A 21,781-nucleotide genomic window follows, 5' to 3' on the forward strand; every position below is an offset into this window, starting at 1 on the left:
GGAAGTCTCACTCCTGTTTCAGGTTACAGGACCATCTGTTTAAAGTAAAAAAGAGAACGGATGGTTAACTTTTTATTGAATTTTTGGACTGAATGGTCTATAAATGGTATTTCGATAACAAATTTCATTATAAAATGATACTATATATTTATAAGCAAAAGCAGGGAGGGGTATCACCATGGATGAATCGAAAACAAACGAAGAGCAGTATGATGAGACAACAGAAACTGCATCAGAAGAAATGACTGAAGAACAAACAGATGTCTTCTTATCCTCTGAAAATGAGAATGTTGATTCTTTTGATCATATCAAACAAAAAGCGAGTACGAATCTTTCTCAGCTTCTGGGAGATCTGCAAGCATTCGAAAAAGCAGTTCGCGATGAAAATATCCCAGAAATCTATCAATTATATAATGGTCATCTGAATGATGAATTAAAAAGAAGTTCCAATGAGAACCACGAGATTGATCAGCTTCTGATGCGCAAGATCCATGATCGCTTCTTGCAGGAGTTTCCATTTATGGAATTAGCCGAAGATGTCACACCGACAATGAATTATTACCAGATCGGCACGTATTATCATGAACGGCCCACAATCGGGATCGATGCAAGTTTACCGGAGATTTTTGTTTTACCTTCGATTGACGAAGAATGGCAGAAATATTCAGAAGAACAACCTAGAGATTACGACCACCAAATCAATGAATTAGAAGCAAAAGTCATCACTGCCCAAACAGAGATCGACCGAATCGATGCTGAAATTGAGGGATTATCTCAACAGATCACCGAATTAGCTGATAATCGCGGATTTCTCAATCGTAAAAAAATGGATGAAGAAATCGAAGCACTCGAAAAACAAAAACAAGTATTAGAAAATGAAAAACTCGGCTGGCAGCCTTATTTGGAAGAGCCGGAAAAAATCCAAGAACAAAAATCAGCACTGATGGCAGAAGCAAAAGCGGAACAGCTGCGTGCAGCAATCGTTGAAAAAGAAAAGCGGCAAATCAACCGTTATTTTGGCAGCATGGAAGGCTTCAGCCAATCGATCCATCGATTTTTGATGGATTATCTTGGAAATGAACAACCAGAATTTGTTGAAGAAGGAGGCACAGAAGATGAGTCGAATCGATGAGTTAGAAACTGCAGATGCACAAACTTCCGAAGACGTTTCAACGGATGAGACAAAAATCCATGAAAAAGAAGTGATCGTGCCTCAAAATACGGACACGCCGAAGCAGGAACAAAAGCAGGAGCTCTCTGAAAACAAAGTTTATCTGGAAACAAAAGAACAAGACCGTCAAGACGTTGTTAATCTGATCCAATCTGCGGAAGAAGAATTGGCAGATTTGAAATTACGAAAATACTTGATGGAATCAGACTTTCCGGCGTTGTTGGAATCGTACCAACAATATTTGCTCCATCAAGAACCGATTTCGACGATTGGACGTTCCAGCTTGATTGAATATTTTACGTATGAATTGTTGAAACCATTGAATCGAATCGGGTTAAGTTTATCGGACACAACCTACGATACTTGGAAAACAAGATATTTTGATGTGACTTATTTATTAGATGATCAAAATGATCTGTTCTTTTCTTTTATCGTACCAACGATCGATCAAAGGTATCAAACAACGCCGATGCCGCTGATCAAAGTTTCGCCACAAGAAATGAAGGTGGAAGTGCAAGATGACCAAGTATTAGCATTGATTCGTTATTGGTCGGTAGATAAACTTTTCTCTGCCAGTCAGCTGACGATCTTCAACCATGAGCTTAATCAATTGCTGCAACATGCACGCCAATTAGGTTTTTCAATGGACGAAACATTATTGGACAATACAAAACCAATTGATCTGCGTTTAGAAAGCGAATTTGAATTGGATGAATCTATTTTGGATGAGATCTTTATTGTCACGATGAATGAACGTGCTTACGATATGGAAAAATTAGGCGAAAACCGATTTGAGATCCTTCTAGATAAAGGGCAATCTTTGACAGTCTCTGAAAATGGTCAAGATCAAACTGTTTTGGAAATTTCTTCTGGCGAATACAATCGATCGGTCATCGATTTCTTTGTCAACTATGAGTTTTTAGTGCCATTGATGGTAAGGGAAGAATAGAGGTTGTGAACGAGCTGTTCAGCTCCAAGCGGTAAGAAACATTTTTCGTAAATTATTTCGAAAATCATATGGTAGAAACACGGAACAGAAATACCCAAAATTGATTTCTGCTCCAATACTCGAGCTTTGAAAACACAGTGAGAGGTTGTATCTGAAACTTTTTATTACAGCGAGAAAACTTCAGCTGATAGAAAAAGTCCAGTACAGCCTCCTTTAGCTGTGTATGTGTTATTAATTTGTAAAGGGAGCTTATAATTTATTATGTCGACAAGAAAAATTGCACGGTTAGGATTGCTGATTGCTGCATGTGTCATTGGTCGGATCTTGTTTCAGTTTATTCCTAATGTCCAGCCGATGACTGCAATTTTCCTCTTTACTGTTTATTATTTAGGAATCGCAGATGGACTGCTTGTCATGAGTTTATCTGTTCTTTTAAGCAATTTTTATTTTGGTATGGGGCCTTGGCTGTTCGGTCAGCTGATCAGTTATAGTTTGGTCCTGATTTTATTCAGCGTTTGCAGCCTAAAGCTGAAAGCAGGAAAGAACCAATGGCTGATGGCGGGTCTATTCTTTTTTGCAGGGATGTTTTATGGTGGTTTTACTGCTTGTTATGATACGGTCGTCTATCAGCTGCCGCACTTGTGGGTTTATTATTTGCAAGGGGTAAGTTTTGATTTGATGCACAGTGTAGGAAATGTGGCCTTTTTTATTGTTTTCGCGCCGGTGATTCATCGTATGTCAAAAGAATTTAGTGAAAAAGTATAGCGAGAGATACAGCTTTCTTTGACATAGAAATATCAGATGTTCGGTATGTTTAAGAAGTTGACTTGATAAAAAGAAAAAAGCCGATATAATAAGTTGTGCTTTAGTTGGAAGCAAACAATGAAGGGATTTGCATAAAAATGGAAAATCTAAAACAAAGCGGAATGTTTTCCGTTATCGCAGCTTTAGGCGCGAATATATTAGTTGCAATCAGTAAATTTGTCGGTTTTGCAATCAGCGGCAGTGCGGCGATGCTGAATGAAAGTATCCACAGTGTCGTTGACTGCAGCAACCAGATACTTTTATTATTTGGAAACAAAAGAGCCGCTAGAGGGCAAAGCGAACTTCATCAATTTGGTGAAGGCCGCGCGAAATACTTTTTCAGTACGATTGTTGCTATGATGCTGTTTTTCGGCGGGGGCGCACTAGGAGTGATGGAATCATTTGAAAAATTGACGCATCCGGCCCACGAAGTTGAAAATACAACGATCGTAATCTTGATTCTGATTTTTGGACTGTTAGTAGAAGGAAGCTCTTTACGCGTTGCATTTAAAGAAATCCATGAATTGAATACAGAAAAATTATCATTGATGAAATTTTTACGTGAAAGCCGTCATAGCGAAATCTTGATTATTTTTACAGAAGATTTTTGTGCTGTTATTGGTCTGTTATTGGCCTTAGCGGGAACGCTGTTGACGAAATTCACAGGAATCGCTGCTTTTGATGCGATCAGCGGACTGTTGATCGGGATTTTATTGATGGGTGCTGCGATTTTCTTAGCCAAAGAATTCTATAGTTTGATTATTGGAGAAAGTGTGACAACCAGTGATTTACTAAAAATCAAACAAGCCTTTGAACGACCAGATGTCGAACGATTGATCGATGTCAAAACAGTTCATTTAGGCCCGACAGAAATCTTAGTTGCTGCAAAAATCGATGTGCTGGATACGAAAGAAGACCTTGCGTACGACATTGTCAATGACATTGAGCGGACGATCCGCAAGTCGCTTTCAGATAAAAAAATCTATATCTACATCGAAACAGATAAATATGATCCAAACTATCAACGGCAATAACCGAATGAATTTGGGCAGATATCGTTTGTTCTTTCGTTTTTAAAAGTTTTCTCAAATGAGCGGTCTTTTATAGTAGAAAAGTGATTCTAAGAAAAAATAAATTGTTTTTTTATAAAACGTCTACAATTGAGAAAATTTATGTTACAATGGTTGCGCTGTTTATTTGTTGTAATCGAAGGAGACATTTTAATGAGTAAAAAGAAAAGTGCACCCTGGCTTCAAGCACTCCATGCAGCAATGCCGTTATGCTTGAGTTATATGCCTGTTGGACTAGCTTGTGGTGTATTATTGCAGAAGGTCGGCTTTGATCCAATATTGACTGGGCTTTTATCGATTTTGGTATTTTCCGGCGGCGCGCAGTTTTTGGTTGCCTCGATGCTAGCTACACAAGCGCCTTTTGCAACAACGATTTTGATGGTGTTTTTCTTGGAACTTCGCTACACACTGTTAGGATCAAGTTTGTCGATTTTTATGAAAAAAGAAAAACGGTCATTTTTAGCAGTATTTTCTCAATCGTTGAATGATGAGAATTATGCTGTCAATTACTTGAAGTACTCAACCGATCCATCTTGGAACAAAATCAAGGCGTTATATGTCAACTGGTTTTCAATGGCTGCATGGGCTGGCAGCAATATTGTCGGCAATCTATTTGGTTCAGTGATCCGGGTAGATGCAGATCTTGTCCACTTTGCTTTGACTGCGATGTTTATTTTTATGTTCATCATGCAGATGAAGAGCAAATTGCTGATTTTGACCGGATTGTTTTCAGGCGTTATGGCAGTTGCTTTCATGATGATCTTCCAAAATACTTTTGCATTGATCGTTGCGACAGTGTTAGCTTCTTTTGCTGGTTATTCTTTGGAAAAAGTATTCCAAAAAGATTCTCAAAGAAAATCCCGCAGCGAAGAAATCAACGAACCGCTATTCAATTTCCCGGAGCAGGAGGTTGAGAATAATGACTAAAGAATATTTGATTGTGTTAGTGTTCTGCTTATTTTTAGCAGCGTATCTTCCTAGACTAGTACCGATGCTTTACTTTACTCATCGAAAAGTCCCTCATTGGTTCAGCGAATGGATGAAATATGTGCCGGTAGCATTGTTTGCTGCGTTAGCTTTTAAAGATGTATTCATCACGCATGAGCATTTGGATCTTGGATGGAATATCAAGATCTTAGCGATGCTCTTGGTGGCTGGAGTGGCGTACAAGACACATTCGATGGCGTTGTCCGTTATTACTGGTTTAGCGTCCGTATTTTTATTATCAATGATTTGACAAAAAAGGTTGTGTTGAACTGCGTGAGTGGTCTGACCGGCCTTTTTTAAATAAGAGGTTGTTTTTCCAGTGCCCTGATTCGAGAATTAAGATTCTTTTCAAATGGAAAACAGCTTTTCATGTTTTTCATTTGAAAAGCTTAATTCCGAGAATCAACTGGGAAAACACCGTTTGATAAGAGGATGTAAAAGAACCGTTCAGCTCCGAGCATTAAAGAAGAATTTTGTAAAATAGCTTCTTATATTTTTGCAGAGATTGACTTAATACCGAAGTTTAGTTTTTTGAATACCGTTTTGATAAGAGGTCGTTTTCCCAGTGGCCTGATCCGAGCGGTAAGACTCTTTTTTATTGGGAAATAGCTTTCTATATTTTCCAGTAAAAAAGCTTACCGCCGCAAGAGCTAGCTCGAAAATACCATTTACAGAGCTCGCAAATAAGCTGTTCAGCTTAAAGAACACAATCTGAACGTAAGAAAATAAAGAATAGTCGAGGAAAAAGACGAATGAATAAAAAATTGATGCAGGGGACTTTTTGGCTGACTTTTGCCAATTTATTATGTAAAGTCCTTGGAGTAGTTTACCTGATTCCGTGGTTAAGCATGATGGGGAGTAATCAAGACGGGATGCTGGCGACTACATTATACAATGTCGGTTATCTGCCATATGGGTTGTTTTTGATGTTGGGAACAGTTGGTTTTCCAAATGCAATCGCCAAAAAAGTCGCAGTGGCTTCTAAGAACAATGACGCAGCGGCTTGCCGGTCGATTTTTAGAAGTACGATCAACATCATGTTTATGATCGGGATTTTCTCTGCGCTGTTTATGTATTTATTTGCGCCGTTTTTAGCAAGAATCAGTCCGATCGCAAATGTAGAGAATGGAATCGCTGCTATCCGCAGTTTATGTCCATCATTGATCGCGATTCCGGTATTAAGTGCGATGAGAGGGTATTTCCAAGGAAAGAATGATTTACGTCCTTACGGTACTTCTTTGATTTTGGAACAAGCAGTCCGCGTCTTAGTTATCTTGGGTGGTACGTATTATCTTCGGGTCTTGACCAACGGAACGATTGTAGAAGCTGTTTTAGTAAGTACGATTGCTTCATTTTTTGGTGGTTTAGCTGCGATTTTTCATATGTATGTTATTGGTTTACGTAAGGAATATTTTGGCGGAAAAGACTTTTTGATCTCTCCGCGGTATTTCGCGCGTGACAATCGTTCTGCTTCAGCTTCGATCATTCGAGAAACATTGCCATTTATCTTTGTGGGTTCAGTGATTACAATCGTTCAAATGATCGATCAAGTAACGATGAAACCTTTATTACATCTTTTTCATCCGGATATTGCCAACCAGCAGCTGGAATTTCTTTTCAGTCGTGCGTCCGTTAATCCAAATAAATTGACATTGATTTTGATCTCAATGGTCGGAACGGTTGCTATCAGCAGTTTGCCGTTGTTGAGTACATTGAAAAAATCAGAGCGAGGAAAAATCGAAAAAACAGTAGGGGATAGTTTCTCGATTGCTATCTTGATCCTGCTTCCTTCGTTGGCAGGAATGTCGATCTTGGCTTCGCCTTTATACACCTTGTTTTTCGGTTATGACCCAGAAAGCACGGGGTATTTCCAATTAGCCTTGTTAGCATCCTTGTTCTTTGCTTTATTCACGATTTTAGCGACAATGCTTCAATCTTTGAATCACCATCGTTTTGCTGTCCGTTTAACAGTGGAGAGTATTATTTTGAAGGTGATTTTCCAGGTGGTCTTTTTAGGATTATTTGGCGGATATGGAATGAGCTTGTCGAATGGTTTAGCGTTCGGTATCGTGTTCGTCCGCGGCTATTCTTATCTATGTAAAGAATATCGTATTGCTCCATTGGTTAAAATCGAGCATTTTGTCTTGAAAACCTTCCGTTCAACGATGATCATGCTTGTAGCATGTTTTGTGGTCTTTTTCGGATTGAATCAATTCTTGTCGCTTGCATCAAAAGGACATGCAGTCATTTATTGCGCCGTCATCGCGGCAGTAGGAGGCGTCGTTTTCTTAGCGGCACAATTCGGTCGCTCAGGTCTTGCGCAAGTAATGCAGATGAAAAATCGACTATTGAGAAGATCAAAGGAAGTTTAACTTGAAATATAAAAACAGGAACTTAGCGAATGTGCTAAGTTCCTGTTTTTTATTTTTTTCGAAAATTTTGGAGCAGGAATACGAATAAAAAGAAAAAAGCAGATTCCCATAAAGTCGTTGTCCAACTGAAAGTTCGAGTGACACCAAAAAATAGATTCCCCATATTTGAGACAAACAGATAAAGAATCGTTACGAAAAAAGAGGAGAGAAGACGTTTTTTCATTATATCACTTCCTGACAAAAAATATTTTTGTACTTATTGTACCACGTTCGGAAAGCGGATTCACTCGGATATTTTTTTCAAAAAAATGCTTTTGTTTCTGAAAGATACTTATGATATAGTAATATTGTCTGGAAAAATTCTTTGAAACGAGGAAATTAAGTAAATGAAACTTGCAGTAGTTACCGATAGTACGGCGTATCTGCCGGAACGAATCAAGAATCATCCTGACTTGTACGTGATTCCTATTCCGGTCATCCTGGATGGGAAAATTTATAATGAAGGCATCGATATCGAAGCAGATGAGTATTATGCACTTTTAAAAAACAGTAAAGAGTTCCCTACGACCTCACAGCCTGCTGTGGGAGAAGTGATCGCTTTATATGAAGAGTTGAAAGCAAAGGGCTATGATACGATTTTGAGTATCCATTTATCTTCAGGTATCTCCGGTTTTGTCAATACATTGTTTGCAATGAAGGACGATATCGAAGGTGTTCAAGTCATTCCTTATGATTCTAAAATTACAAGTATGCCAATGGGTCACATGGTCGAAGCCGCGTTGGATCTAAATGATCAGCAAGCTTCTTTAGAAGAGATTCTTTCACGTGTTGATCGCATCCGCGACAATACATATGCGTACTTGATCGTTGATGATTTGAACAATTTAGTCAGAGGCGGCCGGTTGACAAATGGCGCGGCGCTAATCGGCGGATTGTTGAAAATAAAACCGATTTTAACATTTGTTGAAGGTAAGATCGTTTTATTTGAGAAAATCCGTTCAAGTAAAAAAGCATTTGCTCGAGCAGAAAAAATAATTGGCCAGCGCAACCAAGAAATCGCACCGCCAGTAAAACTTTATGTGATCCATGCGAATAACCTGGAAGCTGCAGAAGAAGAGAAAGCAAAACTTCAAGCAAAATATCCGCAAGCAGAGATCGAAATCGGCAGTTTTGGTCCGGTCATCGGTACGCATCTAGGTGAAAAAGCGATCGGATTGGCGATATCGGCGCAGTAATGAACAGCCGTATTTGTTTGGCCAAAAAAGAAAGAGTAGAAGGTTTTCGCAAACCAGTTTCAACATGTTTGTAGTTTTTAATAAAAGCAATTATTCGGATACCGTTTATTCAATCTTTCGAAAGACGCATTGAGTTTCTCAACGCGTCTTTTTTTGTGGTTCAAAATGGGATATTCAAACAAAATAGTTGTTTCTAAAACATAATTGTACTATAATTTATCAAAATCAATCTTTAGTAAATTACTAAACTACTAAATTAGTACGCTACTAATTTACTAAAAATAAAGGAGTGTTTTGGATGGAAATCCCAACAAATTTAAAACATAAACCTGTATTAGTGGTAGAAGACTATGATAAAGTCGATGGACGAAGAGCACTAGATACAGATGCAAAAGGGCTTTCGTTAGGTTTAGCGCAATGGAACGACCGAGGAAAAGTCGATATTTCTGGAAAAGTATGGCGTCATACCGGCGAAAAATGGTCACGCCAATCAGAAGAATTACCAATCACACGTATTTTGGATTTAGCAATCCTTGTTGCACAAGGTAATCTTTACTTTCAAGATGCGTACCGCCATGAAAAATTTTACGATCCTGAAAATCCAGTGGTAGATATCATTGGTTTACAAGGAAACCGTATGACAGTGGAAGTCGATACCAATAATCCTAAAATAGATGAAGATATCTTGCTTTATTACGATACATTACAAAAAGATGGCGAATTGATAGGTGAACGATTCCGAATCTTGAAACGTTTGTTAGATGATTTAGGGTATTAAGAAAGAAGGCGTTAAATATGGAGAAATTTTCGTTGACTAGCGGACGGAACTTTTCCAAACTGGAGCAAGCGATGATTTGGAAAAAACCAACCAGTCATCAAACAAGTACAGAAGAACTAAGAATTGCTTCTGAAATCAAAAGCAACTGGACAGATCCAGAAATGAAGATCATGAACGTTCTGCTGGAAGGGGATGCGGGTTCAGGAAAGACACAATTAGCTAAAGCATTGTCCGCAGATTTGCAGTTGCCGTATACAAAAGTCACTTGTTTTGCCGATATGGACAAATCAGATGTGTTAGGTGCACTGCTGCCTGTGATAGCAACGGATGATGAAGATGATCAAGAATTGCTGGATGCCATCTATCAAACCGAGAGTTTAGAGGCTGTTTTGCAATTGATCCAAAGTCATTACAGTGTCGGGCCTGAAGCAGCAAAAGAACGCTTGGTGTCATTTATCCAGCGAATCGAAAAAAGAGAAACTGAACCAATCCAATACAAATATTATCCCTCTGAGATCGTGCGAGCCATGGAAAAAGGGTATCTGCTGGAAATACAGGAGCCAACTGTTATCCGAGATGCTTCTGTTTTGGTTGCGCTCAATTCAGCACTAGAGCCAAATGGTATGCTCAATTTGCCTGCTGGAATCGTTAGAAGACATCCAGATTGCGTCGTTGTCATTACAACGAACCGGAATTATCAAGGAAACCGTCCGCTGAATGAATCGTTGCGAGATCGTATGCAACATGCAGAAAAAATGGATCTGCCTTCACTTGAAGTAATGGTGGAGCGTGCAGTCGGGAAAACAGCCGTTCAAAATAAGGCGCTATTGATGAAAATGGCAAAAATCATCCGTTTATTAGACGAAACAGCAAAAGCAAATGCAATCAAAGGTGTCGCTGGGATGCGTTCTTATTTTTATTGGGTCAATACGTTCAAAAATGGTCAAGATCTCTTGCAATCAATTTATCCGAAAGTACTGTATAAATTGACCACTGACCCTGATGAACTGACTTTATTGACACAAGCGCTAGATGATTCAGGACTGCTTGTTCAGCTAAGAGAACTGTTAGTGAATGAAAAAGCAAATCGGCGCGCGCAAAAGGCACAGGCCAGACGCATCAGCAGCGATGAAGCAGCGCAACGGGGGATAGAAGATGAATCCGAACATTCGAACCTGATTGCTTCAGAATCTGAGCAAAAAGCAGAAGAAGAAACGATCGAAGAAGCGCAAGAGAAACAAGAAAAAACGGCTGAATCCGATACGATCGATACTTTAGAAACAGAACGAAGCAGTGACGTAGAAGGGCAAAGCAAACAAGAGCTAGCACAAGAAGAGCCGGCTGATGAAGAAAGCCAAGAAATGTCGGTTTCAGATATGGAAGCTTATGACCAAAAAATCAAAAGAGAACTGAATAAAGAAGCGCGGCAAGCCTTGAAAGAGACGATTCACCAAAAAGAAGGCTTGATCGTCCATCGTCCAAAAATCGTTTTGAATGATCCTGAATTAAAGGAAATCAAAGCGAAAGTCATGCCTGTCGTCGATACGTTGAGTCGGCAGATCTTAGATTTACTGGAAAATGAACGTTCAAGTGAATATTCTAAAGGCAAATATGAAGGTCAGAGATTTGATGCAAGCCGTGTCGCTTATGGCGATCTTCGGACATTTGATAAAAAGAATCCGCCTCACGAGCAGCCGTCACTAGCTTTGGCTGTGCGAATCGATGAATCAGGTTCAATGATTCGCGAGGGCAGGATCGATGCGGCAAAACAAGCCGTATTAGCGATCAAAGCTTTTGCAGAACGTGTATCGATCCCGTTGATGATTTATGGCGATACTGCCGATGCATCTGCACGAGAAAAAACGTCTCTTTATTCATATAAAGAATTCCAAGATTCTTTTGACTTTGTTGATGAAAAACTCATCACCATGAAACCGCGCCAAAACAATCGGGACGGCGCTGCGTTGAAAGTCATCGCCGAAAAATTGAGCCAGCAAACAGCAACAGCAAAATTATTGCTGAATATCAGTGATGGACAGCCCAAAGCTTTGCCGGACTATACAGGTGAAAAAGCAAAACAAGACATTCAAGAAGTCCTTCAGCAATATGAACGTCAAGGAGTGCTTGTTTTAGCAGCAGCTATTGGGCAGGACAAAGAAGAGATCAAAGAAATCTATGGAGATAGCCGTTTTATCGATATTACCGATCTGAATGAATTTCCACGGCAGATGATCCAGCTGATTGCCAGATATCTTTAATCAATTGTTACGGAGTGCGGATTAGTTGAAAAGTTATGTACTTTCTTTTAACCTGAAATAAGAGGATATATTAGAAAGGAATGTGAGAACATGGCAAAAATCGCAGCAATCGTAACAGATAACGTAGAAGATGTGGAACTTTCTTCACCCAAAGAAGCATTAGAAGCAGCGAGGCATGAAGTCGTTCTGATCGAAAAAGAAGCCGGAAAGACGATCAAAGGAAAAAAAGGAGCAGAATTCACGATCGACGAATCGATTGATGATGTTTCTCCTGAAGACTTTGATGCTTTATTGATTCCAGGCGGATTCTCACCGGATCAATTACGAGCAGATGAGCGCTTTGTCGCGTTTACTAAATACTTTTTAGAAAACGATCAGCCGCTGTTTGCTATTTGTCACGGTCCGCAATTGTTTATCCAAACGGGTTTGACAAAAGGACGTACATTGACTTCTTATGTGACTGTACAACCTGATTTGAGCTACGCTGGTGCAACTGTCAAAGATGAGCCAGTAGTGATCGACAAACAGTTGATTACGAGCCGAAACCCTGATGATTTGGAAGCATTTGACCAAGCAATCGTCGAGGCGCTGAAATAAACATTGAAAGATAACCGCGTTTATTTTTGATAAAAGAAAAGAGACCTGTTTGAAGAAGAAAGACCAAAAACTTTTTGATCTGACTTTTCTCAAACGGGTCTTTTTTTGTTTAAAAATTTTTCGCTGTTGTTTTGCGTATTTTATTCTGCGTAGGCAGCACGAGGACCGCCGATATATTTAGGGCGTGAGCGAAGCGCAGTGACATGAGCACCGCCTAATGTAGTAGAAGAAGGGCGTACAGGAACTTGAACAAACTTAACGTGCATCCCAATCGATGTATCGCCAATATCGATACCTGCTTGCGCGGTGATATGTTCCACTTCTACAGGTTGTTCGAATTGTTCGAAAGCTGCTACAGAGCAAGCGCCGCCAGCGTGTAATGCTGGAATGACGGAGACAATCTCCAAGTTTTGTTGTTTCGCCAATTTTTTCTCGACAACTAATGCACGGTTAATGTGTTCACAACCTTGGACCGCCAAATAAATATCTAAAGAATCTAAGACGTTCTTCATTGTCTGGATCACCCATCGACCAATCTCTGCACTGGAATTCTTGCCGATACGGCCGCCAGCGATTTCGCTGGTACTGCAACCTAGAACGAAGATATCTCCGGCTTCCAGATTGGCTTGTTCTAAAATTTCGTGCATCGTTTTTGTTAGTTCTGCTTTTAATTGTTCTTCTGTTATTTCCACAAAAAGACTTCCTTTCACTTTTGAAGCTTCGGTAATGCTCGTTTCAGCCCAGAGACAAGAGGGAGCGTTACGATGATACCAAATAGATTTTGAATCGTATTTCCTGGAACAGACGCGATACCAGCGGGCCAATCATAGAGGAGCCAGCCAGCAAGTGCGTAACCGATGATCATGATCAAGCTCCCAATGATCATCGCGGCAAATTTGTTCCAGTTTTTTTGAATCAGATAACCGACGATCCATCCTTGGATACCGTGGATAACCAAAGAGAAAATCGCCCACTGCGGATAGCCGGAAAGAAGATCGATCAGCAGACCGCTAAGACCGCCCACCGCCAAGCCGCCAATTGGACCAAACAAGAGGGCTGTGGTATAAATGCCGGCTTCACATAACGTGACAAACCCGTTAGTTGCAGGTACTGGAAAAATCACTAGTAAAGAAATTGCGACTGTCAAAGCAGTCAAAACTGCATAAATCGTTAAATGCCGGATATTAGCCAATCGTTTTTCCCTCCTTGTTCCCAAACCAAACGCTGCCGCTGCCATCTGACATCGGAACACCGTTAAGAATAGATTGATAGACATAATCCTTGCTGTTTTTAAGTGCTTCTTCTAATTCTTGCCCATTGACAAGATTTGACGCGATTGCAGAGGAGAAGGCACATCCTGCACCATTTACCGTCACAGCATCTAACTTTGCTTTCTGATAGTACGTTGTTTGACTGCCGTTATAAAAAAGTTCGATTGCTTCTTGACCAGGGAAACCGGCACCACCTTTGATGACCACTGATTCTGCTCCAAGCGCGTAGATTCGTTCAGCTGCTTGCTGCATTTGTTCTTGTGTATGGATCTCTAGACCGGATAACAAGGCAGCTTCTCTTAAATTAGGTGTAATGATTGTCGCATAAGGAAACACGTGCTGGATCATTGCCTCTATGTACTCCTGATTACCTGTAGATCGGGTTTCTTTAAACGCAAGTACTGGATCTAAAACGATGGGCATATTCATTTTGCTTTTTAGAAACTCACCGACGATTTTCACATTTTCGACAGAATGAAGCAGGCCGATTTTGATACCATCCAATGAAGACATCTGCTGGATCGATGCGAGTTGTCTTTCTAGTAATTCAGGTGCAACTCCTTGAAGAATGAACTCACCGGAAGCGTCTAAGATTCCGATACTGGTTAATGCGCTCAAGCCAAATAACTGATGATTTTCAAATGTTTTAAGATCTGTTTGGATTCCCCCTCCTGCAAAAGGATCAGAACCGCCAATTGTCAAAATTCTCTTAACCATGCCATCCCTCCAATGATAAAAGTATACAAAAGACCGTAAAAAATAAAAAGAGCCAATTGGATTATAAAAAAACCATCCAATTTTTGCAAAAATCCCGCCTGGAAAAGAAAGAACAATTGTCTGAAAACAACAAAAAAACTCGGAAAAGAAACTGTTGTCTTTTCCGAGTTGCGAGAGAAGAAGGCCAAAAACCGAGCCTTCTATATCTGATAATTGTAATTTTTAAACCAGTCCTGTTTCAGCAGTGTGTGCTAAAAATAATTCTTGCTCGATTTTCAATCGTTGGACTTTCATTGTCGCTGTGCGAGGAATTTCTTCAAATGGGCGAATGATTGGTTCATTCAATCGCGGAAGTTCATGAACTTGCTGCCACCAAGCTTCCCAATCCATTTCTTGGTCAGGAGCTAAAGCAATAATGGGTTGCGGTGCACCCTGAGGATCTCTGACGATCACGACTTCAGCTAAAAAGTGAAGAGAATCAAGCAGAAAATCTTCAATCGCTAGTGTACTGTTGATCGTTTCAATCAAATCGACTTGCCGATCTTTCAAAAAAAGATGCCCATCTTCGTCCATGCTGCCGTAATCTCCGCTGTCCCACCAGTCGCCATAGACATTCTCTTGGAAGCGTTGGTCTTCTTTGTAATAGGTAAGCGCGCGACCTTTTGACAAGAAATGGATATGGCCATCTGTATTTGGCGGTAAAGGTTCACCATTTTCATCCGCGATTCGTGCCCGTGTCAAGTCGCCTAAACCAACACCCATATCTCGCGCATCATTGGATTCTATACTTTCTTTCGTATGCGCTTTAAGAATCATCGGTCCGCATTCGCTTTGTCCATAAACTTGCAGGAAGATCGGCTGCTGTTTTTCAGACGCTTGTAAAAAAGTTGCCATTGTTTGATTGTTGATGGCATCAAACGTTGAGTGATAGTACTTGATGCTTGAGAAAGCTTCAGGCTGTTTTTTCGCCATAAAAGTCCATTGCACAAAATTGTTTGGATGAGTTTCCAAAGCAATCGGCTGATGTTTCGCCAGCATTTTTGCTACATGTTCACTTTGACCATTCGCTAGAGGCATCATAGGGAATCCCATAGCCATCAATGAAGAGACACCAATATTAAAACGAGAGTGAACAGGGGAGATATGGAAAGCTGCTAATTTGCGTTCAATGATTTTTGTAAAGACCGTTTTCTGCCATTTCGTCCGCCAGCCCATAGAATTCGCAGAGTGGCAAATCAATTTTGGGATACCCGTCGTACCGGAAGTATGTGTCATATAAGCGATTTCATCTTTAGGTAATTCATGCTGTTCGACAGGTTCAGCTGCTTGCTGCAGAAGATGTGCAACAGAAAGCTGTTTCTCTTTTGGTGTATTTGCAAGTTTCGCCACACGTTCAGCTGTCACTTCATCAAATAAAATGTAAGGATCTTCTAAACGACTGACGAAAACGTCGATCGTCGTTGCAGGTAAATGGTAAGAAGCCATGACTGGCACAGCACCAAGATAAGAAGCAGCAACAGCTAAAAGATACGTATCGAATGTTGAACTCTTGTAAAGAATGATTTTGTCCCCAGAAGAGACACCTAATCGTGCTAATTGATAGGCACGTGTCAAAATCGCTTGATAACTAGAAGAATAAGTGCTTTCATAACCAAGTTCTGGAAAAGCAGGAAGAACTTCATCATGAATGATTGCTACATCTGGGTAAGCCAAAGCAGCATCACGATAATTGTTAAAAAGATTCAGCGGGGTATACAATAATTCGTCCATAAGTCACACTCCAATAGGAAAGTTTACCATTTGTTCAAATACAAACAAATGCTGTTCCTATGTTAGCACAAAGTCGAAAAGAAGGGTATATGATTTTGTGAAAAAATATTCAATAATAACATTCTATTTATTCCGAAAAGTGAAAATATATTCCCCTATAAACTCAATCAAAAGAAGTATAGGAGAATTCTGTCATTTTAAGCGAAAGTTTGTGAAAATCATGCTTTTGTAAATACCGATTACCGCATAAATAGTCAACAGCATCTGCGTTATCTAAATATAAACCAACATAGTAGCGATACGTTTTTCGGCACAGCTCAGGTGAAAGACCTTTGTATACTTCGATTTTGCCTAAGATTTGGCGAATCGTACGCGGTGATATCTGCTGGTTATGTGAAGATTGGAAAAGCAGTTCTGATGGAGCACCTTTATAATCTGCAAGATATTCTTTTAAGTAAGGCAATGCTTCATTAGGAATCGGGACTTGATTCAAACGGCTGTTTTTTCTTTGCAAATGGAGTTGCTGTTTCTTCAAGTCAAGATCATTATAAGTCAGTTCCACTAATTCATGGACTTTGATTCCACAGTAGAAGAGCAGGGCTAAAATAGCCAGATTCCGCGGTCGGTTTTTTTGCTCAAAGCTTGATTCTCGTTCGTTTTTAAATCCTTGTTTTGGGATAAACCATTGTCGCATATCCGCGAAATATTCTGCAGAAAGGTATCTAGGAGCTGGTGCAGTAGTTTCCGGCAAGACATTTTTCCCAAGAAGAGAAAGTTCTTCTTTTGTATAACCATGTGCATGTAAAAAGCGTAAAAAATGGTTCAGTGCATATTGCTTTCTTGAAATCCCATAATAACTGTTGGAGAAGACTTGACTCGTGTCTTGTGCAGCTGTGGTCTGGAATGTCCGAGTATGCTGATGGACAGCTTGCAAAAAGTTCAGATAAACTTGTTTTTCCAGACTGATAATCAATGAATCGTTAATCATTTCTTTTTGATAATGTTTTTTTAGATAATCAGTAAATAAAACAAAATCTTTTGCGTATTCGTAACGACTGCTCAACGAAAGATGTTCCTGGTTTTCTTCTAAAAATCGTTGGAAAATATCTGGCAGCAGATGCATACGCTGCTTCAATTTTTCTTGCATTTGTTTTCTTGTTTTCGTATCCATCTGTTTCTCCTTTTCTTATTTCTTCCATTTGGCGGCAGAATGAGTCCTTTTCCGTATTTTAGCGCATTTTAGGGCATTCGAAAAGAGCAAGCCGCTCTAAGCTTTGTCGAAGGGGACCAGAAAGTGCGTTCCCCTGATTTATTTCCTGTAAAATTTCTTTCTTTTCTTCCAAAACATGGATATCCATATTATAATAACTTTCGTAATGTTGGGAGGGTCAGCAAAAAAAGAATTCACTGATCAGAAAATAGCGCAGCAAAAGCGACGTACTGATCTATTCCAGAAAAGAAAGAGAGAATCACAGCACATGCCAAGTATAAAAAAAATATCCGCTTCTATCGCTACGATAGCGGTCGTCCTCATGGGGGCTTATAAATTTATTACCACTGAAATTTTAGACAATCATTCTTCTTCCCCAGAAATAACTTCTACATTAAATGGACAAAGCCAGTTAACAGGCAATAAGATCGACCAAAGCGTGTATGATCAATTAGCAGCACTAGATTTCAAAAGTGGAGAGTTAGCTGTAATCGATGTGAACAATGGCAAGAGTACGCTAGACACTTCATTATGGAAAGAAAATAGGGTTTATTACGGCGATTTGGATGAACTGAATCGCACAACTTCTGTTACAGCTTATATCGACAAAAACAATTTAGGAAAATCAGAAGGAAGATCCAGTCAAGTTTGGCAGCCAACTGGTTGGAATCAAAAAAAAGTGGATGGAGAAATGATCTATAATCGCGGACACCTTTTGGCTTATACCTCTAGTTTCAATTTTGATGTAGACGGCAATTATAAAAAAGGTGAAGAAGGCAGTGAAGACAATCCTAAAAATTTAGCGACACAATCTGCTTATTCCAATCAGAGAATCCAAACCAAATATGAAGCTTTGGTAAGGGAAGCACAAAAAATCACAGGCAATAAAGTCGTTTACCAAATCGTTACAGTCTTTAGAGGGGATGAAAAAATGCCTCGCGGTTACTGGCTTCAAGCCAAAGATACAAAAGGCACATTGGACTTCAATGTCTATGAATACAATGTCCAACCAAATGTTAAATTTGACTATAAAACAGGCAAAGCAGTAATCGACCGCTCTGTAAAAATAGGAACAGAATAAAACAGCGACGAAGCATTTCAAATGCTTCGTCTTTTTTTGTTGTTATATAAAAGGTTGTTTTATTACAGAGAATCTTGTTATAACAACTGTTTTTCATGCAAATAAAACGAAGTCGGATAGGCATAAAAGTATAAATAGCTGTTTTTTTATGATATAAATAGTAAAAAGGAGTGGATAACGATGAAAGATGGTACATATTGGGCAGAAAAACTCAGAAAAAAAGAAATCAGTTTTCCTGAACTCTTGGCAGATATCCAAAAGCGTATCGAAGTGAAGAATCCTTCATTGAACAGTATCATCACAGTGGAAGAAGCTGCGGCTTTAGCGGACTACAAGCAACGAACACAACTAAATGAAAGCCCTTTTTGCGGATTGCCGATTCCATTGAAGATGCTGGGACAAGAAAAGGAAGGCTGGCTGTCAACTTCTGGTTCTCGTTTGCTGAAAGACCACCGTTCAAGTTACACAAGCAATTTTGTCAAAAAAGCAGAACAGGCGGGCTTGATTCCATTTGCGCAAACGAATTCGCCGGAGTTTGGCTTTAAGAATATTACCGATCCGCAGCTTTATGGGGAAACCAGCAATCCCTGGAATACCGCGCATACACCTGGCGGATCAAGCGGGGGTGCCGCAGCTGCTGTAGCGTCGGGTATCGTTCCGATTGCAGGAGCCAGTGATGGTGGAGGATCAATTCGCATTCCTGCTTCATTTTGCGGCCTAGTAGGACTGAAACCAAGTAGAGGCGCTATGCCTGATGGACCCGCTTATTGGCGTGGTTGGCAAGGAGCTGCTGTTCATTTCTTTCTGACTACTTCCATGAGAGATACAGAGGCCTTGTTTTACGCGATGCGCGGAATGGACCCTGCTGGACCGTATCAAGTTTCTAGAAATGAGTGGGCACACAATCAGGCAGCAACAAAAGAAAAACTAAAAATTGCTTTAGTAATGGATTCGCCTGTTGGGACACCTGTTTCTCCAGAAGCAGAACGAGCAGTCAAAGAAGCTGCTGCTTTTTTAGAAACATTAGGACATGAAGTAGAAGAATTGTCTTATCCATTAAACGGAGAGCAGCTGATCCAAAGTTATTATGATATGAATGGTGCCGAAACCGCAGCGATGTTTCATGGGATTGAGCAAGGAATTGGCAGAAAAGTCATGAAAAACGACATGGAACCTATGACTTGGGCGATTTATCGTTACGGCTTAGATATCAAAGCGAGTGATTATATCCAAACACTGGAACTTTGGGATCATGCAGCAAATAAAATGGAAAGAATCTTTGATACGTATGATTTGTTTTTGAGTCCTACAACGGCACAGACAGCACCTGAAAGAGCGGCTGATCTGCAAAGCCCGCTGATTAGAGAACAGCTTGCACACGCAGAAGATTTCTCACATGAGGAGCTTTCTGATTTGATCCAGCGCATGTTTGCGAAAAGTTTGGCTATCACACCGCATACGCAATTAGCAAACTTGACTGGATTGCCGGCAATCAGTTTACCAACAGCTGTTTCGGAAAAAGGTCTGCCATTAGGAATCCAATTTATGGCAGGAAAAGGCCGTGAAGATTTACTTTTACAAATAGGCAAGATATTTGAAGAACACCAAAAATTCGAATTACCTGAGTATTATCGTTCGTAGGAGGAAGAAGAAAAAATGAAAAAGTGGACAATGTTGTTGATGACAGTAATAACAGGAGGTTTGTTGACGGCTTGCGCAAGCGGAAGTGCGGCATCCGATAACAGCTGGGAAACTGTACAGGAAAAAGAGAAATTGACAGTAGCAACTTCTGGTACGCTTTTCCCTGCCTCATATTATAATGACGACAATGAATTGATTGGTTACGATGTCGACGTAATCAAAGAAGCAGCAAAACGATTAGGACTTTCTGTTGAATTCAAAGAATATAATGTAGATGGGCAAATCAGTTCTGTTACGCGTGGTGAATCAGATTTAGCTGCAAATGATTACACATTAACGAAAGCACGAGAAAAGAACTTTATTCTTTCAGAACCAATCAAATATTCTTTTGACAGTTTGATTGTCCGCAAAAAAGATGATTCCGGCATTTCTTCTTTAGAAGATCTGAAAGGAAAAAAAGCAGCAGGGGAGCCAAACACCAGTTATATGAAAATCGCCGAAAAATATGGTGCAAAACCTGTAACTTATGATAACGCAACAAATGATCAGTATTTGACAGATGTAGCGAATGGAAGAACAGACGTGATCCTAAATGACTACTATTTGCAGAAAATGTCTGTTGAAGCTCTTCCGGATATCCCAGTGAAAATTTTAGATGACGTGTATTTCAATGCCAATCATTCTGGATTTTTATTTAGCAAGAAAAATGAACAGCTGAAAGAAAAAGTTGATGAGAAACTGCAAGAAATGAAAGAAGACGGTACAATGAAAGAACTCGCCGAAAAATATTTTGGTGAAAATGTTTCTGTCAAACCCAAGCAAAAAGTAGAAGAAACGGTTTCTGCAGAATAATGTATATTCCGATTTTAGATTTTTCACTGATGCTGCAGTCGATCCCGTTTATTTTAAGCGGACTATCTTATACATTAGGAATCAGCATTCTTTCCTTTATGTTTGGTAATCTGATTGGTATTTTATTGACTATTTTAAGTTACTCATCTTTACGGATCATTAAACTGTTTGTTCGATTTTATATTTCCTTTTTGCGTGGGGTTCCCGCATTGGTTTTATTGTTTCTGCTCTATTTTGGATTACCTTATCAATTAAACGCACTTTCGGCTTCAATCATTTGTTTCAGTTTGACCAGCAGTGCATTTATCGGGGAAATCTATCGCGGATCAATCAGCGGCGTGGAATCAGGACAGTGGGACGCTGCATATGCTTTAGGACACGGCTTTTTTAAAACGATGCAATACATCATTTTGCCGCAAGCATTTCGGATCTCAATCCCTGCGTTAAGCAATGTAGCCATGGATTTAGTAAAAGGTTCTTCATTAGCCGCGATGATCACGATTCCGGATATTTTTCAAAAAGCCAAAATCGTGGGTGGAAGAACATTCGATTATATGTCGATGTATGTACTGGTAGCAATCATTTATTGGCTTTTGTGTATTTTCATCGGTTACCTTCAAAAGAAACTGGAACTTTATTTCCAAAAAAGATATTTGGTTCCTCAAAAATAAAACAAAAGCTGAGACGATCGTATCTGGTATTCCAGAAAACGCAAGCGTCTCAGCTTTTTACAATTATTTTTTTACTAAATGGATCAACGCACCTAGAAACAGCAAGATGGATATACTTAATCCGATAAGCTTCCATACAAAACTTTGCGGTGAGCTGTGAGGAGGATGGATAAATATCTGAAAGATGAAAAATAAACTTGGAAGTGAACAAAAAGCTAACAACACCTTTTCTCTCGTCCATTTCAAAAATACACAAAGGATGACCAGAAGAATACTAACTGGTATCCAAAATATCAAATTACTCAAAAGCAGCAAACTTCTCAATCCTTTCTCGTGCATTTTATTGT

20 protein-coding genes are annotated in these 21,781 nt (G+C 39.7%); 15 read left to right on the forward strand and 5 right to left on the reverse strand.

Annotated elements, in window-relative coordinates; translation table 11 throughout:
- Window positions 1–178 precede the first annotated feature (178 nt).
- From IGI64_RS06240 to IGI64_RS06290, 11 genes are all read left to right on the forward strand, one after another.
- Window positions 179–1,132, forward strand: a complete 954-nt coding sequence (locus IGI64_RS06240; RefSeq protein WP_016624893.1) for a hypothetical protein — start codon at window positions 179–181, stop codon at window positions 1,130–1,132.
- Window positions 1,068–2,120, forward strand: a complete 1,053-nt coding sequence (locus IGI64_RS06245; protein ID WP_429940759.1) for a hypothetical protein — start codon at window positions 1,068–1,070, stop codon at window positions 2,118–2,120. The genes IGI64_RS06240 and IGI64_RS06245 overlap by 65 nt, the downstream gene beginning before the upstream one ends.
- Before the next feature lie 261 nt (window positions 2,121–2,381).
- Complete coding sequence (locus IGI64_RS06250) at window positions 2,382–2,885, forward strand: hypothetical protein (protein ID WP_429939889.1); 504 nt, start codon at window positions 2,382–2,384, stop codon at window positions 2,883–2,885.
- A gap of 137 nt (window positions 2,886–3,022) precedes the next feature.
- A complete protein-coding gene (locus IGI64_RS06255; protein WP_429939890.1) occupies window positions 3,023–3,958 on the forward strand; it encodes a cation diffusion facilitator family transporter in 936 nt (311 codons plus the stop codon).
- Between the two features lie 189 nt (window positions 3,959–4,147).
- Window positions 4,148–4,921 (forward strand): AzlC family ABC transporter permease, encoded by a 774-nt coding sequence (locus IGI64_RS06260; RefSeq protein WP_034862648.1) that lies wholly within the window; start codon window positions 4,148–4,150, stop codon window positions 4,919–4,921.
- Window positions 4,914–5,231 carry an AzlD domain-containing protein gene (locus IGI64_RS06265; RefSeq protein ID WP_016624888.1) on the forward strand — a complete coding sequence of 106 codons (318 nt, stop codon included), beginning with the start codon at window positions 4,914–4,916 and terminating at the stop codon, window positions 5,229–5,231. Before IGI64_RS06260 ends, IGI64_RS06265 begins: the two co-directional genes overlap by 8 nt.
- Before the next feature lie 502 nt (window positions 5,232–5,733).
- Window positions 5,734–7,353, forward strand: coding sequence for a putative polysaccharide biosynthesis protein (locus tag IGI64_RS06270; RefSeq protein WP_429939891.1), 1,620 nt, complete (start codon window positions 5,734–5,736; stop codon window positions 7,351–7,353).
- A gap of 386 nt (window positions 7,354–7,739) precedes the next feature.
- A complete protein-coding gene (locus tag IGI64_RS06275) occupies window positions 7,740–8,588 on the forward strand; it encodes a DegV family protein (protein WP_016624885.1) in 849 nt (282 codons plus the stop codon).
- Between the two features lie 298 nt (window positions 8,589–8,886).
- Entirely contained in the window at window positions 8,887–9,366 is a 480-nt protein-coding gene (locus IGI64_RS06280; RefSeq protein WP_016624884.1) for a DUF6530 family protein, read from the forward strand.
- A gap of 17 nt (window positions 9,367–9,383) precedes the next feature.
- Window positions 9,384–11,624 (forward strand): AAA family ATPase, encoded by a 2,241-nt coding sequence (locus IGI64_RS06285; protein ID WP_429939892.1) that lies wholly within the window; start codon window positions 9,384–9,386, stop codon window positions 11,622–11,624.
- Between the two features lie 90 nt (window positions 11,625–11,714).
- Window positions 11,715–12,221 carry a type 1 glutamine amidotransferase domain-containing protein gene (locus IGI64_RS06290; RefSeq protein WP_429939893.1) on the forward strand — a complete coding sequence of 169 codons (507 nt, stop codon included), beginning with the start codon at window positions 11,715–11,717 and terminating at the stop codon, window positions 12,219–12,221.
- 140 nt (window positions 12,222–12,361) lie between these two features.
- On the opposite strand, the gene IGI64_RS06295 is transcribed toward IGI64_RS06290, so the two are convergent.
- The 5 genes from IGI64_RS06295 to IGI64_RS06315 form a co-directional block, all read right to left on the reverse strand.
- Window positions 12,362–12,913 carry a TIGR01440 family protein gene (locus IGI64_RS06295; RefSeq protein WP_429939894.1) on the reverse strand — a complete coding sequence of 184 codons (552 nt, stop codon included), beginning with the start codon at window positions 12,911–12,913 and terminating at the stop codon, window positions 12,362–12,364.
- A 14-nt stretch (window positions 12,914–12,927) separates the two neighbouring features.
- Window positions 12,928–13,413, reverse strand: a complete 486-nt coding sequence (locus IGI64_RS06300; protein ID WP_429939895.1) for an ECF transporter S component — start codon at window positions 13,411–13,413, stop codon at window positions 12,928–12,930.
- Window positions 13,406–14,209, reverse strand: a complete 804-nt coding sequence (locus tag IGI64_RS06305) for a bifunctional hydroxymethylpyrimidine kinase/phosphomethylpyrimidine kinase (protein WP_429939896.1) — start codon at window positions 14,207–14,209, stop codon at window positions 13,406–13,408. Before IGI64_RS06305 ends, IGI64_RS06300 begins: the two co-directional genes overlap by 8 nt.
- A gap of 222 nt (window positions 14,210–14,431) precedes the next feature.
- A complete protein-coding gene (locus tag IGI64_RS06310; protein WP_429939897.1) occupies window positions 14,432–15,979 on the reverse strand; it encodes a class I adenylate-forming enzyme family protein in 1,548 nt (515 codons plus the stop codon).
- A 163-nt stretch (window positions 15,980–16,142) separates the two neighbouring features.
- Complete coding sequence (locus IGI64_RS06315; RefSeq protein WP_429939898.1) at window positions 16,143–17,150, reverse strand: tyrosine-type recombinase/integrase; 1,008 nt, start codon at window positions 17,148–17,150, stop codon at window positions 16,143–16,145.
- 361 nt (window positions 17,151–17,511) lie between these two features.
- On the opposite strand from IGI64_RS06315, the gene IGI64_RS06320 reads away from it, so the two are divergent.
- From IGI64_RS06320 to IGI64_RS06335, 4 genes are all read left to right on the forward strand, one after another.
- Entirely contained in the window at window positions 17,512–18,270 is a 759-nt protein-coding gene (locus IGI64_RS06320) for a DNA/RNA non-specific endonuclease (protein ID WP_430596483.1), read from the forward strand.
- Window positions 18,271–18,450: 180 nt separating this feature from the next.
- The gene (locus IGI64_RS06325) at window positions 18,451–19,911 is read left to right on the forward strand and encodes an amidase (RefSeq protein ID WP_429939899.1); all 1,461 of its coding nucleotides are present in this window, start codon (window positions 18,451–18,453) and stop codon (window positions 19,909–19,911) included.
- Window positions 19,912–19,926: 15 nt separating this feature from the next.
- Window positions 19,927–20,763 carry a transporter substrate-binding domain-containing protein gene (locus tag IGI64_RS06330; protein WP_016624872.1) on the forward strand — a complete coding sequence of 279 codons (837 nt, stop codon included), beginning with the start codon at window positions 19,927–19,929 and terminating at the stop codon, window positions 20,761–20,763.
- Complete coding sequence (locus IGI64_RS06335) at window positions 20,763–21,434, forward strand: amino acid ABC transporter permease (RefSeq protein WP_429939900.1); 672 nt, start codon at window positions 20,763–20,765, stop codon at window positions 21,432–21,434. The genes IGI64_RS06330 and IGI64_RS06335 overlap by 1 nt, the downstream gene beginning before the upstream one ends.
- Window positions 21,435–21,781 lie beyond the last annotated feature (347 nt).

Origin of the sequence: Enterococcus sp. DIV0210g (genome assembly GCF_050559705.1) — a bacterium.
Classification (GTDB): domain Bacteria; phylum Bacillota; class Bacilli; order Lactobacillales; family Enterococcaceae; genus Enterococcus_B; species Enterococcus_B faecalis_A.

What these genes read in the sequence shown, in the direction of transcription:
- IGI64_RS06240 (WP_016624893.1), top strand. Translation starts at nt 179, where the DNA reads ATGGATGAATCGAAAACAAACGAAGAGCAGTATGATGAGACAACAGAA.
- IGI64_RS06250 (WP_429939889.1), top strand. Translation starts at nt 2,382, where the DNA reads ATGTCGACAAGAAAAATTGCACGGTTAGGATTGCTGATTGCTGCATGT.
- IGI64_RS06255 (WP_429939890.1), top strand. Translation starts at nt 3,023, where the DNA reads ATGGAAAATCTAAAACAAAGCGGAATGTTTTCCGTTATCGCAGCTTTA.
- IGI64_RS06260 (WP_034862648.1), top strand. Translation starts at nt 4,148, where the DNA reads ATGAGTAAAAAGAAAAGTGCACCCTGGCTTCAAGCACTCCATGCAGCA.
- IGI64_RS06265 (WP_016624888.1), top strand. Translation starts at nt 4,914, where the DNA reads ATGACTAAAGAATATTTGATTGTGTTAGTGTTCTGCTTATTTTTAGCA.
- IGI64_RS06270 (WP_429939891.1), top strand. Translation starts at nt 5,734, where the DNA reads ATGAATAAAAAATTGATGCAGGGGACTTTTTGGCTGACTTTTGCCAAT.
- IGI64_RS06275 (WP_016624885.1), top strand. Translation starts at nt 7,740, where the DNA reads ATGAAACTTGCAGTAGTTACCGATAGTACGGCGTATCTGCCGGAACGA.
- IGI64_RS06280 (WP_016624884.1), top strand. Translation starts at nt 8,887, where the DNA reads ATGGAAATCCCAACAAATTTAAAACATAAACCTGTATTAGTGGTAGAA.
- IGI64_RS06285 (WP_429939892.1), top strand. Translation starts at nt 9,384, where the DNA reads ATGGAGAAATTTTCGTTGACTAGCGGACGGAACTTTTCCAAACTGGAG.
- IGI64_RS06290 (WP_429939893.1), top strand. Translation starts at nt 11,715, where the DNA reads ATGGCAAAAATCGCAGCAATCGTAACAGATAACGTAGAAGATGTGGAA.
- IGI64_RS06305 (WP_429939896.1), bottom strand. Translation starts at nt 14,209, where the DNA reads ATGGTTAAGAGAATTTTGACAATTGGCGGTTCTGATCCTTTTGCAGGA.
- IGI64_RS06310 (WP_429939897.1), bottom strand. Translation starts at nt 15,979, where the DNA reads ATGGACGAATTATTGTATACCCCGCTGAATCTTTTTAACAATTATCGT.
- IGI64_RS06315 (WP_429939898.1), bottom strand. Translation starts at nt 17,150, where the DNA reads ATGGATACGAAAACAAGAAAACAAATGCAAGAAAAATTGAAGCAGCGT.
- IGI64_RS06320 (WP_430596483.1), top strand. Translation starts at nt 17,512, where the DNA reads ATGGGGGCTTATAAATTTATTACCACTGAAATTTTAGACAATCATTCT.
- IGI64_RS06325 (WP_429939899.1), top strand. Translation starts at nt 18,451, where the DNA reads ATGAAAGATGGTACATATTGGGCAGAAAAACTCAGAAAAAAAGAAATC.
- IGI64_RS06330 (WP_016624872.1), top strand. Translation starts at nt 19,927, where the DNA reads ATGAAAAAGTGGACAATGTTGTTGATGACAGTAATAACAGGAGGTTTG.
- IGI64_RS06335 (WP_429939900.1), top strand. Translation starts at nt 20,763, where the DNA reads ATGTATATTCCGATTTTAGATTTTTCACTGATGCTGCAGTCGATCCCG.